Here is a 14,051-nt window from a genome sequence, read left to right on the forward strand (position 1 = left end):
CGCAGCGCGTAAATTCGGGCCGCACGCAGTTAAGATAGCAAATCTTAAATGCTTTGTTACATGAATCAGTTAAATGTGTGAAGCGTAGCATTTTAATCACAATTATTAATGTGCTGCAGATAGTGGTGAAAAGGACATTTGAATGAAAAAAATTGGCGTAGTTCTCAGTGGATGCGGTGTGTATGACGGTGCTGAAATTCATGAAACCGTACTGACGTTGCTGTCCATTGCCCGCAGCGGCGCGCAGGCCGTCTGCTTTGCGCCCGACAAAGCGCAGGCCGATGTGATTAATCATCTGACGGGCGAACCGATGGCGGAAACCCGTAATGTACTGATTGAAGCGGCCCGTATTACACGCGGCAACATTCGTCCGCTTTCTCAGGCAGTCTCAGCCGATCTGGATGCGCTGATTGTTCCCGGTGGTTTTGGCGCGGCCAAAAATTTGAGCAACTTTGCCAGTCAGGGCAGTGAATGCCGGGTTGATCCGGATTTAGCCGGGCTCGCTCTGGCGATGCATCAGTCGGGCAAGCCGCTGGGTTTTATGTGCATCGCCCCGGCGATGCTGCCGAAAATCTTCGACTTTCCGCTACGTCTGACAATCGGGACCGATATTGATACAGCGGAAGTGCTGGAAGAGATGGGGGCGGAGCATGTGCCGTGCCCGGTCGATGATATCGTCGTTGATGAAGATAATAAAATCGTCACCACACCGGCCTACATGTTGGCGCAGGACATCGCTCAGGCGGCAATGGGGATCGAAAAACTGGTATCACGCGTGCTGGTCCTGGCGGAATGAAAAAAGGAGTTTTCGCCTTTCTGAGGCGAGTGATATTGCGCGTCGTGATTATCCTCGCCGTTTTCTGGGGCGGTGGCATTGCGCTGTTTAGCGTGGTGCCTGTGCCTTTTTCAGCGGTAATGGTTGAGCGGCAGATCGGTGCCTGGCTACAGGGTGACTTTGGCTATGTTGCTCATTCCGACTGGGTGAGTATGGATGAAATCTCTCCGTGGATGGGACTCGCGGTGATTGCCGCAGAAGACCAGACCTTCCCGGACCACTGGGGTTTTGACGTTGCTGCTATCGAAAAAGCGCTGTCACATAACGAACGTAATGAAAACCGCATTCGCGGCGCGTCAACATTGTCACAGCAAACGGTTAAAAATCTCTTTCTCTGGGATGGGCGTAGCTGGTTGCGGAAAGGGCTGGAAGCCGGACTTACCGTCGGTGTAGAGACGGTCTGGAGCAAGAAGCGGATCCTGACGGTTTACCTGAATATCGCGGAATTTGGTGATGGCGTATTTGGCGTCGAAGCCGCCGCACAGCGCTATTTTGGCAAACCGGCCAGCCGATTGACTCAGTCAGAAGCGGCGCTGCTTGCCGCTGTATTACCCAATCCTCTGCGCTTTAAGGTCGCAGCACCTTCAGGCTATGTGCGTAGCCGTCAGGCGTGGATACTGCGTCAAATGCGTCAGTTGGGTGGGGAGTCGTTTATGACCCGCCACCACCTGCATTAAATCTGCATTACGCCTCGCGCGAAGAGAGTGACAATCCGCTGCGTTCTTTCGGGTGGACGTCTTTTTCCAGCGCGACGGCCAGTACCGGTTGGGCGATAAAACGCTGCCACAGTCTTTCCTGCTTACGATGGCAGAACCATTTTGACCAGGTCGCCAGCGGGATCAACGTCCCTTCGCCAATATTATCGCAAACCACCGGCACCACTTCCGATTCGCTGATACGGTGACAAAGAATGTTCTGTGGTTTCAGCGTCATGGTGACGATATGGTTGTCACGCAGGTAGCGTTTTAGCGTCTTCAGCAGCTGACGCAGCACGGCAAAGTCGTCTTCGTAACGACATTGTTTGGCAAATTCGGTGAGAGTGATGGACGGCTTGCCGTCGTAATCGGCAATCACATCGTAAACGTAACCCGTTCCGCAGTCGGTCTCGACCGTGCCGTAATAGCGAGGGATACCGCTCCAGTCTTTCAGGTAGCGAGAGAGGTGAGCATAGTACTTCAGTTCACGCTGTGTCTCTTTGTCGCCGCCGTGTCCACTGTTGTAAACGATCTTAATACAACGTTGGGCATCATCCGGATGCGCATAACACTTACGATGTCGTCCGGTGCCCAGGGGAGTCTCTGCTGATAAACGAATCATGAGTGATATCCTGGAAATATTTACTGACAATAATCCAGTATGAACACTCAGGTTAAATGAAACCTAAACGACTTGTCTTAAGGTTTTCTTAAGGTAATTCTTAAGTTAAAAAGCGCACGAATTGTACAGTTTAGGGGGCAAAAACGAAAAAAAACGCCTGGTGGCGTTTTCTGTGAAGGTATCCGCGGAACGAGAAAACTCAGTCTTCGTCGAATCCCGAATTGAAAAGAGCGATGACGGCCGCCAGCGCTTCAACCTCTTGCGGACCGGAGGCTTCAACTTCAATCTGTCGGCCTTTGGCGGAGTCCAGCATCAGTAATGCGATGACGCTGTTGGCTTCCGCTTCGGTGCCTTCATCATTTCGTAGCAGGACTTCCGCGTCAAATCCCTGCATTAATTCAAAGAGCTTCATTGCTGGCCGGGCATGCATGCCCAGCTTGTTCGTGATTTCAACAGTTTGCTTCACGGTCATGTTTTGCGTTTTTCCAGCGTACGATGGCGTGACTGTACGTTTTTACCGCGTGAGCGGAAGTAGTCTGCCAGCTGTTCTGCAATATACACCGAACGGTGTTTCCCGCCGGTACAACCGATAGCCACGGTCAGATAGCTACGGTTGTTGGTCTCCAGCATGGGTAACCATAGCTCAAGATAGCTGCGAGTCTGGTAGATAAAATTGTGTACTTCTGTGTGTCTGTCGAGGAAGGCGGCGACGGGCTTGTCGAGACCGGTCATTGGACGCAGTTTCGGATCCCAGTGCGGGTTTGGCAGAAAGCGGACGTCGAAAACGTAATCGGCATCGATGGGGATCCCGTGCTTAAAGCCGAAGGACTCAAACACCATCGTCAGTTCACGCTCACGTTTACCCAACAGGCGGGTCCGCAGCATTTCAGCCAGTTCATGCACCGACATTTCTGAGGTGTCGACGATCAGGTCGGCGCGAGAACGCAGCGGTTCCAGCAGGTCACTTTCCTGATCAATGGCGCTTTCCAGCGACAGGTTCTTGCTGGAGAGAGGGTGCAAACGACGCGTATCGCTGTAGCGACGAATCAACGTGTTGCGATCGGCATCGAGGAACAGCAACTGCGGCGAGAACGCCTCGGGCAGGTTGTTCATCGCCTGCTCAAAAATTTCCGGCGACTCTGGCATATTGCGTACGTCAATGCTGACGGCAGCCGAAATCTGGCGTTCGGCAAGCGTGCGAGCCAGATCGGGTAACAATACGACGGGAAGGTTATCCACGCAGTAAAAGCCCATATCTTCCAGCGCGCGCAGGGCGACAGATTTACCTGACCCTGAACGACCGCTGACGATCATCAGTACCATGTACTGTTTCTCCTCACCAGGGAAAAAGGGGAGTTACGCTTCATCCTGACCGCCTTCGGTGTCAGTGATGATTTGATACAACTCTTCATCGCTCTGTGCGGCGCGCAGTCGACGGCAGATGGTTTTATCCGCCAGACGCTTAGCCACCAGCGATAGTGTATGCAGGTGCGTTTTGGTTTGATCCGCAGGCACCAGCAGGGCAAAAAGCAGATCAACAGGTTGATTATCAATCGCATCGAAGGCGATGGGCGTTTCCAGTTGCACAAACACGCCGACGGCGCGCAGGGTATCTTCTTCCAGCTTACCGTGCGGGATGGCGATCCCATTGCCGATGCCGGTACTGCCCATTTTTTCGCGCGTCAGGATCGCTTCAAAAACGACCTGCGGCGGTAGACTGAGCTGTTTTGCAGCCAGTTCACTGATGATTTCCAGCGCGCGTTTTTTGCTCTGGCAGTGAACGGCACTGCGCGTACATTCCTGGTTAAGTACACTACTCAGTTGTAGAGTCGTATCGTTATTTATCATAATTTCACCTAAGAATCCGTCCCACAACAGCGGAACGGATTCGGAGCGCTAACTGTACAAATGGCCTGTTGTTCTGCACAACAGGCCGTCCTGCACCCGCTAACTGCCCGGACAATTAGTGTTGTTTCAATTTATCTTTGTGTTTGGTGAGCTGTCTTGCCAGCTTGTCAATCAGGCCATCAATGGCCGCATACATATCCTGACCTTCCGCGCTGGCGTGAATTTCGCCACCGTTTACATGCAGTGTTGCATCCGAGATGTGGGTAACCTTTTCCACTTTCAACACAATATAGACCTGATTGATCCTGTCAAAATACTGTTCGAGTTTGGCGAACTTGGTATTCACAAAGTCTCGCAGGGCTTCTGTGATCTCGACGTTGTTTCCAGTGATGTTGAGCTGCATAGTGTCTTCCTTATCGGTTGGGTCAAACCAGTTGTTTGCGCTGGTTTGACGGCGGAATGGATAAAGACTCTCGGTACTTCGCAACGGTGCGGCGCGCCACCATGATGCCTTGTTCCGACAGCATCGATGTTAGCTTGCTGTCGCTCAAAGGCTTCGCGGGGTTTTCCGCCGCAATCAACTTCTTCACCAGTGCGCGGATCGCCGTGGAGGACGCTTCGCCACCCCCCTCGGTATTCACATGGCTGGAGAAAAAATACTTCAGTTCAAAAATGCCGCGTGGACTGTGCAGATACTTCTGCGTCGTCACACGAGAAATGGTCGATTCGTGCATCTCGACGGCCTGGGCGATGTCAGCCAGCACCATCGGTTTCATAAATTCTTCGCCTTGCTCAAAGAAGGCTTGCTGCTGCTCAACGATGCAACGGCTGACGCGCAGCAGGGTATCATTGCGGCTTTCCAGACTCTTAATCAACCACTTCGCATCCTGCAAATTACTGCGGATGTACTGGCTGTCGGCGTCATTACGCCCACCGTTGCACATGGCGGCGTAGTGCTGATTGATCTGCAAGCGGGGAATGCTGTCACCGTTGAGCTCAACCGTCCAGTGGCCGTTATGCTTGCGTACCAGCACATCCGGGATCACGTATTCCGGTTCGCCGGTCTGGATCGACTGCCCGGGTCGGGGATCGAGTGACTGAATCAGATTGACCGCCTCTTTGAGCACCTCTTCTTTGAGACGTGTGACGCGCATCAGAGTACGGAAGTCGTGGTTCGCCAACAGATCGAGATGATCGCTGATGATCAACCGGGCTTCTTCAAGGAAGGGGGTCGCTTTGTCGAATTGCGAGAGCTGGATCAGTAAGCAATCGCGCAGATCTTTTGCCGCCACGCCTACGGGATCAAACCGCTGAATACGTTTGAGTACGGCTTCGACTTCATCAAGGCCGACCTCATCATTGCCCATGCTGTCGAGGATGTCGTCCAGCGAAACGGTGAGATAACCGGTATCGTCAACGGCATCTACAATCGACGTGGCGATTGCGCGGTCGGTATCGGAGAACGGGGTGAGTTCCACCTGCCACATCAGGTAATCCTGTAGGGTCTGCGTGGTTTCACCCTGGTAAACGGGGAGCTCATCGTCAATGTAGTCGCCGCTGGTGCCCGACGGCGTACCGGCGGTGTAGATTTCATCCCAGCTGGCGTCAAGCGGCAACTCTTCCGGCATCTCTTTTTGTTCGAGCGCGTCGGCGGTATCCAGCGTTTCGCTGTCCTGAGTTTCGCGGGTATCAACTTCGTCGTGAAGATCGGTTTGTTCCAGCAACGGATTGCTTTCCAGCGCTTGCTGGAGTTCCTGCTGCAGTTCCAGCGTGGACAACTGCAACAGACGAATCGCCTGTTGTAGCTGCGGCGTCATCGCCAGTTGTTGGCTCAGCCTGAGTTGCAAACCTTGCTTCATGTTCAGAGTCGTTTTCTCCCGCTATGACGTCGCAAACTTCTACCCTATCAGAGTCTGAAGTCTTCCCCAAGGTATACGCGCTTCACGTGTTCGTCCTGCAGGATTTCTGTCGGCGTGCCGTGCGCGATCAGGTGTCCCTGGCTCACGATATAGGCGCGTTCACACACGGCCAGCGTTTCGCGGACGTTATGGTCGGTAATCAACACGCCGAGACCGCTGTCACGCAGATGCTCAATAATGCGTTTGATATCGATAACGGAGATGGGGTCAACGCCGGCAAAGGGTTCATCCAGCAGGATAAATTTCGGGTTGGCGGCGAGGGCACGGGCGATTTCCACACGGCGACGTTCCCCGCCGGAGAGTGACTGACCCATGTTGTCGCGCAGATGCTCAATGTGGAACTCTTCCATCAGCTCGTTAGCGCGGTCTTCACGCTGTTCGCTGGTGAGATCGTCACGAATTTGTAGTACGGCCATCAGGTTATCGTACACGCTCAGGCGGCGAAAAATCGACGCTTCCTGCGGCAGATAGCCAATTCCGCGGCGCGCGCGGGCGTGCAACGGCAGCAGACTGATGTCTTCATCATCAATAATGATGTTACCGGCATCGCGCGGCACAATGCCGACGACCATGTAGAAGGTGGTGGTTTTACCCGCACCGTTCGGCCCAAGCAGACCGACAATCTCGCCCGAGTTGACGGTCAGGCTGACATCTTCCACGACGCGGCGGCCCTTGTAGGCCTTCGCCAGATTCTTTGCAGTTAATGTTGCCATAACGAATTAGTTACTCTTTTTCTGAGCCGGAGCCTGGTTTTTGTTTTTGTCCTGCAACTGCGACGGAACCAGAACGGTGGTCACACGCTTGCCTTTCTCACTGAAGGCCTGCATTTTCTGCTCTTTCACCAGATAGGTAATTTTGTCACCGGTGATGTTGCTGTCGAGCTGTTCCAGATACGCATTGCCGGTGAGCACGACAAAATCTTTCGCCAGTTCATAATGCATTTTCGACGCATGGCCTTTTACCGGCTTACCGTTGTCCTGCATTTGATAGAACGTGGCCGGGTTGCCGAAGCCATCAATGACCTCTTTACCCTCTTCACCGCCAGGGCGGGTAACGACCACTTTATCGGCGTTAATTTTGATAGTGCCCTGGGTCACAATGACATTACCGGTGAAGGTCACGACGTTGCCCTGCATATCCAGAGACTGCTGGTCCGATTCGATGTGGATCGGCTGTTCGGTATCGCCCGTGACGGCGAACGCCGGAATGCTGGCGGCCAGAAGTGAGCTGGCAAGCACAAGATTAAGGCTGAGTTTGTTTGTTTTGAATTTCATAGGAGGTTCTAACCTTTTCAATCAGCTCGGCGTTCTTGTTGCGTAAGTTGCCGCGCATTTTCAGTCCGCTGGAGTTAAATGTTGTTCCGTATAACGTGACGAGGTCTTCAGAGGTAACATCCTGCGTCACCAGATTGATCTGCGCGTTATCGGTGGTAATTCTGCGAAGTTGAGCGTCAGGCACCAGCGCGTTGACTTCAACGTGACCATAAAGATACAGCATTCGATCCTCGGTTAGCTTGGCTTTATCAGCCTTGATTGACCACGTCGGGATCTTGTCCTTATCAAACGTCGTTAATACGGGTTGTGTGAACCACGAAACGGCCTGATCGGAATAATACTCAACATGTTGGGCGATCAAACGATAGCTCAGCGCACCTTCCGGACTGTAGACAACGGTATCCGTATGCTCGCTCTTATAGGTCGGATCGCTCGTATTCACCACCACCTGCGCCGTGTCGTCTTTATCGGCCAGGTTAATCCCAATCAGCACCAGCACGGCCAATGACAGTAGAATGATAACCCAACGTCTGGCTTTACTCATATCGATTGCCCTTTGGCCTCATCAAGCTTACCCTGCGCCAGTAATAATAAATCACAGACTTCTCGTACCGCGCCGCGTCCGCCCGCGATTTTCGTGACATAATCCGCGCGCGGAAGCAGTAACGGATGCGCATCCGCAACGGCAATGCTCAGGCCAATTTTTTCCATCACCGGCCAGTCAATCAGATCGTCACCGACGTAGGCCACATTTTCCGGCGCAATCGCCAGTTTTGCCAACAGATCGTGAAAGGCGACCAGCTTGTCCGACTGCCCCTGATACAGGTGCGTGATCCCCAGTGTGGCACACCGATCTTCTACTAGTTTAGCCTTTCGTCCGGTAATGATGGCGACGTCGATATCAGACGTCAGCGCACAACGGATCCCGTAACCGTCACGGACGTTGAAAGCCTTCAGCTCTTCACCGTTGTTGCCCATATAAATCAGGCCATCCGACAGCACGCCATCGACATCAAGAATCAGCAGACGGATATTCTCTGCTTTGGCGATGACGTCTGCGCTGACGGGTCCATAACAGGTCGCAAGCGACGCACCTGCTTTGCTCATTTCTTTTTATCCTTGAATTTCTACACAACGCCTGCACGCAGGAGATCATGCATATGTAACACACCGAGTAACTGGTCGCCATCGGCAACCATTACGGAGGTGATATGACGAGACTGCATTAAGTTCAGGGCATCGACCGCCAGAATTCCTGGACGCACGCGAATGCCCCCTGGCGTCATCACGTCGGCGATACCGAGCTGGCGCACATCAACGCCCATATCAAAGACGCGACGTAAATCACCGTCGGTGAAGATACCGTCGATCTTCATCGCATCATCGCAAATCACGGTCATCCCGAGGTTCTTGCGGGTTATCTCCAGCAGCGCATCGCGCAGGCTGGCTTCTTTGGTGACATGCGGGATTTCATCTCCCGTATGCATAATATCGTTCACGCGCAATAGCAGTTTACGCCCTAGCGCACCGCCCGGATGCGACAGAGCAAAATCCTCAGCGGTAAAGCCGCGCGCCTTTAATAACGCCACCGCCAGCGCATCGCCCATCACTAATGTAGCGGTGGTGCTGCTTGTCGGGGCCAGCCCAAGCGGACAGGCTTCTTGCGGTACTTTAACACACAGATGGACATCCGCAGCACGCGCCATGCTGCTTTCTGGTCGCCCGGTGATGCAGATAAGCTGAACCTGCAGTCGCTTAAGAACTGGAATCAGGGCCGCGATCTCGCTGGATTCCCCGGAGTTGGAGATGGCAATCACTACATCCTGCGAGGTCACCATTCCCAGATCGCCGTGGGCGGCTTCGCCCGGATGAACGAAGAAGGAAGAGGTTCCGGTGCTGGCAAAGGTCGCGGCCATTTTGCGGCCAATATGCCCCGATTTCCCCATGCCCATCACCACCACTTTGCCGGTGCAGTTGAACATTTTCTCACAGGCGAGAGTGAAATCCTGGTTGATGTACTGATCGAGCTCCGCCAGGCCTTCACGTTCAATCGCCAGAACTTCTTTGCCGGCTTGCTGAAAGTCAAAACCCGGTTGTAACGCTAAGTGCGACATATGTCTGTTTCCAGTTATCCAACGAGAAGTGGCGATAGCCAATACAGCATCGCCAGCCATACGATAAAACCGCCGGTCAGCAGCACGCCCGCGCCGCGACCGGACTGGCGGGGACGCCGCCAGCAAAGTAATGCAAAGATGATGCTCACCAGCAGCATCACGCTGTAGTCACGGCTGAACGCCAGCGGATTGACGTCACCCGGCGTAATCAGAGCGGGAAGGCCGAGAACAATGGTGAGGTTAAAAATGTTCGCGCCGATGATATTGCCCACCGCGATATCGTTCTCACCTTTGCGCACGCCAGCGATAGCGGTTGCCAGTTCAGGCAGGCTGGTGCCAATTGCGATCACCGTCAGGCCAATCGTCAGTTCGCTCATCGCGAAGAAATTGGCAATCACAGTGGCGTTATCCACCACCATTCGGGTCGCCATCGGCATGATAATCAGCGCAATGCCCAGCCATAAAAACGCCACCGGTAATCCGCCTTCACGCGGCAACTCGGCAACCTGTTCCCGGGTGAGGCTGTCATTGCCCTGACGCTCAGCGAGACGGGCGATTTTAACAATGAACAGCAGCCATAACACGGCTAACAGTAAAAGAAAGATACCATCGCTGCGGCTGAGTTGTCCGTCATACAGTACGGATCCGGCCACCACGCTAACCAGCAACATTAGCGGTAATTCGCGACGCAGAACATCGGAATGCACGGTAAAAGGGTGGATCAGCGCGGCAAGCCCGAGGATCAACAAAATGTTAGTAATGTTAGAGCCGAGCGCGGTGCCGACGGCTAAATCTAACTGCCCGTGCAGAGAGGCGGCGACAGAAACAATAATTTCAGGCAGAGATGTGCCTATACTGACTACCGTCATACCGATAATCAGCGGCGGGATCCCAAAGGTTCGACATAAGATTGACGCGGCAAAAACCAGGCGGTCGGCGCCGTAGACGACCAATAATAAACCAATAATTAACAGCGCCGTTGCTAAAAGCATCTAAAGTCCTTTCTTCAGGTATACTCGCCGGTCCACCGGGATCGTCTGGAAACCGTAACGAAGTCTTAATTTTGACTTTATGCAGCTAAAAAGTAAAACAAATGCCAGCTTTAGCTAACCAGCACGGGTAATATTCTGTAAATATGTTGGGTTCATGGCTGAATTCCACGCCATGCTGAGATCAACAAGCAACACGAAGGATGAATCAATGGGGCAGTCTGTGGCGAATTTAGTCGATATGCGCGATGTCAGCTTTACGCGCGGCGACCGCTGCATTTTCGATAACATCTCTCTGACCGTACCGCGTGGCAAGGTAACCGCGATCATGGGGCCATCGGGCATCGGTAAAACGACGCTCTTGCGTCTGATCGGCGGACAAATTGTGCCAGACAAGGGGGAGATCTTGTTTGATGGCGAGAACATTCCTGAGATGTCTCGCTCGCGCCTCTACACGGTACGCAAACGGATGAGTATGCTGTTTCAGTCCGGGGCGCTGTTCACCGACATGAACGTGTTTGATAACGTGGCCTATCCGCTACGCGAACATACCACGCTTCCCCCGCCGTTACTGAAGAGCACGGTGATGATGAAACTGGAAGCTGTCGGTCTGCGCGGCGCGGCAAAACTGATGCCCTCTGAACTGTCCGGTGGGATGGCGCGCCGGGCGGCGTTAGCACGCGCCATTGCGCTGGAGCCGGATCTCATCATGTTTGATGAACCGTTTGTCGGACAGGATCCGATCACCATGGGCGTGCTGGTCAAACTGATTTCTGAATTAAACAATGCGCTGGGCGTGACCTGCGTCGTGGTCTCTCACGATGTGCCGGAAGTCCTGAGCATTGCCGATCACGCCTATATTATGGCGGACAAAAAGATTGTGGCCCACGGCAGCGCGCAGGCGTTGCAAGAGAATGACGACCCGCGTGTGCGTCAGTTCCTGGATGGCATTGCAGACGGGCCGGTCCCGTTCCGCTATCCTGCGGGCGATTATCACTCTGATTTACTCGGAACAGGGAGTTAAGCCACTCATGCTGTTAAATGCACTGGCGACGCTGGGACACAAGGGGATTAAAACTCTCAGAACGTTCGGGCGCGCCGGGTTAATGTTGTTCAATGCGCTGGTCGGCAAACCGGAATTTCGTAAGCACGCGCCGTTGCTGGTGCGCCAGCTTTATAATGTGGGCGTCCTGTCGATGCTGATCATTATTGTTTCTGGCGTGTTTATCGGCATGGTGCTGGGGCTGCAGGGCTATCTGGTACTTACCACCTATAGCGCGGAAACCAGTCTGGGGATGTTAGTGGCACTGTCGCTGCTGCGTGAACTCGGTCCGGTTGTCGCCGCGTTGTTATTTGCGGGGCGTGCGGGCTCTGCACTCACCGCTGAAATTGGCCTGATGCGCGCGACCGAGCAGCTTTCCAGTATGGAAATGATGGCTGTCGATCCCCTGCGCCGGGTGATCTCTCCGCGATTCTGGGCGGGCGTGATTTCGCTGCCGATGTTGACGATTTTGTTTGTGGCCGTCGGGATCTGGGGCGGTTCTCTGGTCGGCGTAAGCTGGAAGGGGATTGATGCTGGCTTCTTCTGGTCTGCGATGCAGAGTGCCGTCGACTGGCGTCTGGATCTGGTCAACTGTTTGATTAAAAGCGTGGTGTTCGCCATTACGGTAACCTGGATTGCATTATTCAATGGGTATGATGCGATTCCGACCTCGGCGGGAATCAGCCGGGCAACCACACGCACCGTTGTGCACTCGTCGCTGGCCGTTCTGGGTCTGGACTTTGTACTGACCGCATTGATGTTTGGGAATTGAGTTCATGCAAACGAAAAAAAATGAAATTTGGGTGGGGATCTTCTTATTAGCCGCATTGCTGGCCGCACTGTTTATCTGCCTGAAGGCGGCTAATGTGACCTCTATGCGCACAGAACCGACCTACACGATTTACGCGACATTCGATAATATCGGCGGCCTGAAAGTGCGCTCGCCGGTGCGTATCGGTGGTGTGGTGGTGGGGCGCGTGGCGGATATCTCTCTGGATCCGAAGACCTATTTACCGCGCGTGACGCTGGACATCGAAGAGCGCTATAACCACATCCCTGATACCAGTTCGCTGAGCATCCGGACGTCCGGTCTGCTGGGGGAACAGTATCTGGCGCTGAACGTCGGTTTTGAAGATCCTGAGCTGGGAACGTCTATCCTCAAAGATGGCGGCACAATCCAGGACACCAAATCCGCGATGGTGCTGGAAGATATGATTGGTCAGTTCCTTTACAACAGCAACAGTAAAGGCGATGACAATAAGAATTCTGGCGATGCGTCGGCGCCGACCGAAGGCCATAATGAAGCCACTGGGCCTGCGGGCACAACGAATTAATCTCAGGAGAATCGAATTATGCTTAAGCGTTTAATGATGGTGGCTCTGCTGGTGATTGCACCGCTGAGCACCGCCATTGCAGCCGATCAGACCAACCCTTACAAGTTGATGAATGAAGCGGCGCAGAAAACCTTCGACCGCCTGAAAAACGAACAGCCGAAAATCCGTTCTAATCCGGACTATCTGCGTGACGTGGTTGACCAGGAACTGCTGCCGTATGTGCAGGTGAAATATGCTGGCGCGCTGGTGTTGGGGCGTTACTACAAAGAAGCCACTCCGGCTCAGCGTGAAGCCTACTTCGCCGCGTTTCGTGAATACCTGAAACAGGCCTACGGCCAGGCGCTGGCGATGTATCACGGTCAGACGTATCAGATTGCTCCGGAACAACCGTTGGGTGATGCGAGCATCGTTCCGATCCGTGTAACCATCCTCGATCCCAACGGCCGTCCTCCGGTGCGTCTGGACTTCCAGTGGCGTAAAAACACTCAGACGGGTCACTGGCAGGCCTATGACATGATCGCCGAAGGCGTCAGCATGATCACTACCAAACAGAACGAGTGGAGCGATCTGCTGCGTACTAAAGGGATCGATGGACTGACGGCGCAACTGAAATCTATCGCGCAGCAAAAAATCACGCTGGAAGAGAAGAAGTAATGACTCAGTCACTCAACTGGACGCGTGACGGTGACAAGCTGGCGCTGGTGGGAGAACTGGACCAGGATGTGCTTAATCCTTTGTGGGATGCGCGCACTGAAGCAATGACCGGTGTCACCTGCATCGATCTCAGCCAGGTTTCTCGAGTGGATACGGGGGGACTGGCGCTGCTGGTCCATCTCATCAGTCTGGCGAAAAAGCAGGGCAACAACGTGTCGTTGTCGGGGGTGAACGACAAAGTCTTTACCCTGGCGGAACTCTATAATCTGCCTGCTGACGTGCTTCCGCGTCAGTAATATCAGTACGTTATTATCTACAGCCTCGCTGGATTGACCCGCGAGGCTTTTTGCTTATTTATGACAGCGCAACTTTGCTCTAAGATGTTGGGCTGTATTCACAATCTGACGAATGAAGAGCCCATGGAAAATAATGAAATTCAGAGCGTGCTGATGAACGCACTCTCCCTCCAGGAAGTCCACGTCTCTGGCGATGGCAGTCACTTTCAGGTTATTGCCGTGGGTGAGATGTTTGACGGCATGAGCCGGGTGAAGAAGCAGCAGTCGGTCTATGCGCCGCTGATGGAGTACATTGCGGACAATCGCATTCATGCCCTGTCGATCAAAGCGTATACCCCCGCAGAATGGGCGCGCGATCGCAAACTAAACGGTTTTTGAGTTACGGGTGTCACACCGGTAACGACGATGAATTTTAACTGAGAACAACAT

The 14,051-nt window shown here is 53.6% G+C and carries 20 protein-coding genes; 8 read left to right on the top strand and 12 right to left on the bottom strand.

Annotation, left to right across the window (positions count from 1 at the left end; all coding sequences use genetic code 11):
• Positions 1 to 142: 142 nt before the first annotated feature.
• Positions 143 to 796 carry an isoprenoid biosynthesis glyoxalase ElbB gene (elbB, locus tag HVZ37_RS02595; RefSeq protein ID WP_042998310.1) on the top strand — a complete coding sequence of 218 codons (654 nt, stop codon included), beginning with the start codon at positions 143 to 145 and terminating at the stop codon, positions 794 to 796.
• Entirely contained in the window at positions 793 to 1,512 is a 720-nt protein-coding gene (mtgA, locus tag HVZ37_RS02600; RefSeq protein WP_090050704.1) for a monofunctional biosynthetic peptidoglycan transglycosylase, read from the top strand. Before elbB ends, mtgA begins: the two co-directional genes overlap by 4 nt.
• A gap of 7 nt (positions 1,513 to 1,519) precedes the next feature.
• On the opposite strand, the gene yrbL is transcribed toward mtgA, so the two are convergent.
• The 12 genes from yrbL to HVZ37_RS02660 all read right to left on the bottom strand — a co-directional run bounded on the left by yrbL (position 1,520) and on the right by HVZ37_RS02660 (position 10,299).
• The gene (gene yrbL, locus HVZ37_RS02605) at positions 1,520 to 2,152 is read right to left on the bottom strand and encodes a PhoP regulatory network protein YrbL (protein ID WP_042998308.1); all 633 of its coding nucleotides are present in this window, start codon (positions 2,150 to 2,152) and stop codon (positions 1,520 to 1,522) included.
• Positions 2,153 to 2,351: 199 nt separating this feature from the next.
• The gene (gene npr, locus HVZ37_RS02610) at positions 2,352 to 2,624 is read right to left on the bottom strand and encodes a PTS phosphocarrier protein NPr (protein ID WP_042998307.1); all 273 of its coding nucleotides are present in this window, start codon (positions 2,622 to 2,624) and stop codon (positions 2,352 to 2,354) included.
• Entirely contained in the window at positions 2,621 to 3,475 is an 855-nt protein-coding gene (gene rapZ / locus HVZ37_RS02615) for an RNase adapter RapZ (RefSeq protein WP_012908509.1), read from the bottom strand. The genes npr and rapZ overlap by 4 nt, the downstream gene beginning before the upstream one ends.
• Positions 3,476 to 3,508: 33 nt before the next feature.
• The gene (ptsN, locus tag HVZ37_RS02620; RefSeq protein WP_042325036.1) at positions 3,509 to 4,000 is read right to left on the bottom strand and encodes a PTS IIA-like nitrogen regulatory protein PtsN; all 492 of its coding nucleotides are present in this window, start codon (positions 3,998 to 4,000) and stop codon (positions 3,509 to 3,511) included.
• Between the two features lie 115 nt (positions 4,001 to 4,115).
• Complete coding sequence (gene hpf / locus HVZ37_RS02625; RefSeq protein WP_003025078.1) at positions 4,116 to 4,403, bottom strand: ribosome hibernation promoting factor; 288 nt, start codon at positions 4,401 to 4,403, stop codon at positions 4,116 to 4,118.
• A 22-nt stretch (positions 4,404 to 4,425) separates the two neighbouring features.
• Entirely contained in the window at positions 4,426 to 5,859 is a 1,434-nt protein-coding gene (gene rpoN / locus HVZ37_RS02630; protein WP_042998306.1) for an RNA polymerase factor sigma-54, read from the bottom strand.
• A gap of 47 nt (positions 5,860 to 5,906) precedes the next feature.
• On the bottom strand, positions 5,907 to 6,632 hold the full coding sequence (gene lptB / locus HVZ37_RS02635) for an LPS export ABC transporter ATP-binding protein (RefSeq protein WP_044263650.1): 726 nt from the start codon (positions 6,630 to 6,632) through the stop codon (positions 5,907 to 5,909).
• Positions 6,633 to 6,638: 6 nt separating this feature from the next.
• Positions 6,639 to 7,193, bottom strand: coding sequence for a lipopolysaccharide ABC transporter substrate-binding protein LptA (lptA, locus tag HVZ37_RS02640; protein WP_042325045.1), 555 nt, complete (start codon positions 7,191 to 7,193; stop codon positions 6,639 to 6,641).
• A complete protein-coding gene (gene lptC, locus HVZ37_RS02645) occupies positions 7,162 to 7,737 on the bottom strand; it encodes an LPS export ABC transporter periplasmic protein LptC (RefSeq protein ID WP_044255950.1) in 576 nt (191 codons plus the stop codon). Before lptC ends, lptA begins: the two co-directional genes overlap by 32 nt.
• Positions 7,734 to 8,300, bottom strand: coding sequence for a 3-deoxy-manno-octulosonate-8-phosphatase KdsC (gene kdsC / locus HVZ37_RS02650; RefSeq protein WP_042998303.1), 567 nt, complete (start codon positions 8,298 to 8,300; stop codon positions 7,734 to 7,736). Before kdsC ends, lptC begins: the two co-directional genes overlap by 4 nt.
• A gap of 20 nt (positions 8,301 to 8,320) precedes the next feature.
• Positions 8,321 to 9,307, bottom strand: a complete 987-nt coding sequence (kdsD, locus tag HVZ37_RS02655; protein WP_042998302.1) for an arabinose-5-phosphate isomerase KdsD — start codon at positions 9,305 to 9,307, stop codon at positions 8,321 to 8,323.
• Between the two features lie 14 nt (positions 9,308 to 9,321).
• Complete coding sequence (locus HVZ37_RS02660; RefSeq protein WP_042998301.1) at positions 9,322 to 10,299, bottom strand: calcium/sodium antiporter; 978 nt, start codon at positions 10,297 to 10,299, stop codon at positions 9,322 to 9,324.
• A gap of 208 nt (positions 10,300 to 10,507) precedes the next feature.
• Here HVZ37_RS02660 and mlaF point away from each other — a divergent pair, with 208 nt between their 5' ends.
• From mlaF to ibaG, 6 genes are all read left to right on the top strand, one after another.
• Positions 10,508 to 11,320, top strand: coding sequence for a phospholipid ABC transporter ATP-binding protein MlaF (mlaF, locus tag HVZ37_RS02665; protein WP_042998300.1), 813 nt, complete (start codon positions 10,508 to 10,510; stop codon positions 11,318 to 11,320).
• A gap of 7 nt (positions 11,321 to 11,327) precedes the next feature.
• The gene (gene mlaE / locus HVZ37_RS02670) at positions 11,328 to 12,110 is read left to right on the top strand and encodes a lipid asymmetry maintenance ABC transporter permease subunit MlaE (RefSeq protein ID WP_042998299.1); all 783 of its coding nucleotides are present in this window, start codon (positions 11,328 to 11,330) and stop codon (positions 12,108 to 12,110) included.
• A 4-nt stretch (positions 12,111 to 12,114) separates the two neighbouring features.
• A complete protein-coding gene (gene mlaD / locus HVZ37_RS02675) occupies positions 12,115 to 12,672 on the top strand; it encodes an outer membrane lipid asymmetry maintenance protein MlaD (protein WP_043001758.1) in 558 nt (185 codons plus the stop codon).
• Between the two features lie 18 nt (positions 12,673 to 12,690).
• Complete coding sequence (gene mlaC, locus HVZ37_RS02680; RefSeq protein WP_042998298.1) at positions 12,691 to 13,326, top strand: phospholipid-binding protein MlaC; 636 nt, start codon at positions 12,691 to 12,693, stop codon at positions 13,324 to 13,326.
• Positions 13,326 to 13,622 carry a lipid asymmetry maintenance protein MlaB gene (mlaB, locus tag HVZ37_RS02685; RefSeq protein WP_044263645.1) on the top strand — a complete coding sequence of 99 codons (297 nt, stop codon included), beginning with the start codon at positions 13,326 to 13,328 and terminating at the stop codon, positions 13,620 to 13,622. The genes mlaC and mlaB overlap by 1 nt, the downstream gene beginning before the upstream one ends.
• A gap of 123 nt (positions 13,623 to 13,745) precedes the next feature.
• Entirely contained in the window at positions 13,746 to 14,000 is a 255-nt protein-coding gene (ibaG, locus tag HVZ37_RS02690) for a BolA family iron metabolism protein IbaG (RefSeq protein ID WP_042325065.1), read from the top strand.
• Positions 14,001 to 14,051 lie beyond the last annotated feature (51 nt).

It is taken from the genome of Citrobacter sp. RHB35-C17 (genome assembly GCF_013816795.1).
GTDB lineage: Bacteria > Pseudomonadota > Gammaproteobacteria > Enterobacterales > Enterobacteriaceae > Citrobacter_A > Citrobacter_A amalonaticus.

Bases quoted from the DNA above. Each gene is read 5' to 3' on its own strand.
- lptB (WP_044263650.1), bottom strand. From the start codon at position 6,632: ATGGCAACATTAACTGCAAAGAATCTGGCGAAGGCCTACAAGGGCCGC.
- kdsC (WP_042998303.1), bottom strand. From the start codon at position 8,300: ATGAGCAAAGCAGGTGCGTCGCTTGCGACCTGTTATGGACCCGTCAGC.
- npr (WP_042998307.1), bottom strand. From the start codon at position 2,624: ATGACCGTGAAGCAAACTGTTGAAATCACGAACAAGCTGGGCATGCAT.
- mlaB (WP_044263645.1), top strand. From the start codon at position 13,326: ATGACTCAGTCACTCAACTGGACGCGTGACGGTGACAAGCTGGCGCTG.
- elbB (WP_042998310.1), top strand. From the start codon at position 143: ATGAAAAAAATTGGCGTAGTTCTCAGTGGATGCGGTGTGTATGACGGT.
- rpoN (WP_042998306.1), bottom strand. From the start codon at position 5,859: ATGAAGCAAGGTTTGCAACTCAGGCTGAGCCAACAACTGGCGATGACG.
- rapZ (WP_012908509.1), bottom strand. From the start codon at position 3,475: ATGGTACTGATGATCGTCAGCGGTCGTTCAGGGTCAGGTAAATCTGTC.
- ibaG (WP_042325065.1), top strand. From the start codon at position 13,746: ATGGAAAATAATGAAATTCAGAGCGTGCTGATGAACGCACTCTCCCTC.
- lptA (WP_042325045.1), bottom strand. From the start codon at position 7,193: ATGAAATTCAAAACAAACAAACTCAGCCTTAATCTTGTGCTTGCCAGC.
- hpf (WP_003025078.1), bottom strand. From the start codon at position 4,403: ATGCAGCTCAACATCACTGGAAACAACGTCGAGATCACAGAAGCCCTG.
- mlaD (WP_043001758.1), top strand. From the start codon at position 12,115: ATGCAAACGAAAAAAAATGAAATTTGGGTGGGGATCTTCTTATTAGCC.
- yrbL (WP_042998308.1), bottom strand. From the start codon at position 2,152: ATGATTCGTTTATCAGCAGAGACTCCCCTGGGCACCGGACGACATCGT.
- mlaE (WP_042998299.1), top strand. From the start codon at position 11,328: ATGCTGTTAAATGCACTGGCGACGCTGGGACACAAGGGGATTAAAACT.
- mlaF (WP_042998300.1), top strand. From the start codon at position 10,508: ATGGGGCAGTCTGTGGCGAATTTAGTCGATATGCGCGATGTCAGCTTT.
- mtgA (WP_090050704.1), top strand. From the start codon at position 793: ATGAAAAAAGGAGTTTTCGCCTTTCTGAGGCGAGTGATATTGCGCGTC.
- HVZ37_RS02660 (WP_042998301.1), bottom strand. From the start codon at position 10,299: ATGCTTTTAGCAACGGCGCTGTTAATTATTGGTTTATTATTGGTCGTC.
- lptC (WP_044255950.1), bottom strand. From the start codon at position 7,737: ATGAGTAAAGCCAGACGTTGGGTTATCATTCTACTGTCATTGGCCGTG.
- kdsD (WP_042998302.1), bottom strand. From the start codon at position 9,307: ATGTCGCACTTAGCGTTACAACCGGGTTTTGACTTTCAGCAAGCCGGC.
- ptsN (WP_042325036.1), bottom strand. From the start codon at position 4,000: ATGATAAATAACGATACGACTCTACAACTGAGTAGTGTACTTAACCAG.
- mlaC (WP_042998298.1), top strand. From the start codon at position 12,691: ATGCTTAAGCGTTTAATGATGGTGGCTCTGCTGGTGATTGCACCGCTG.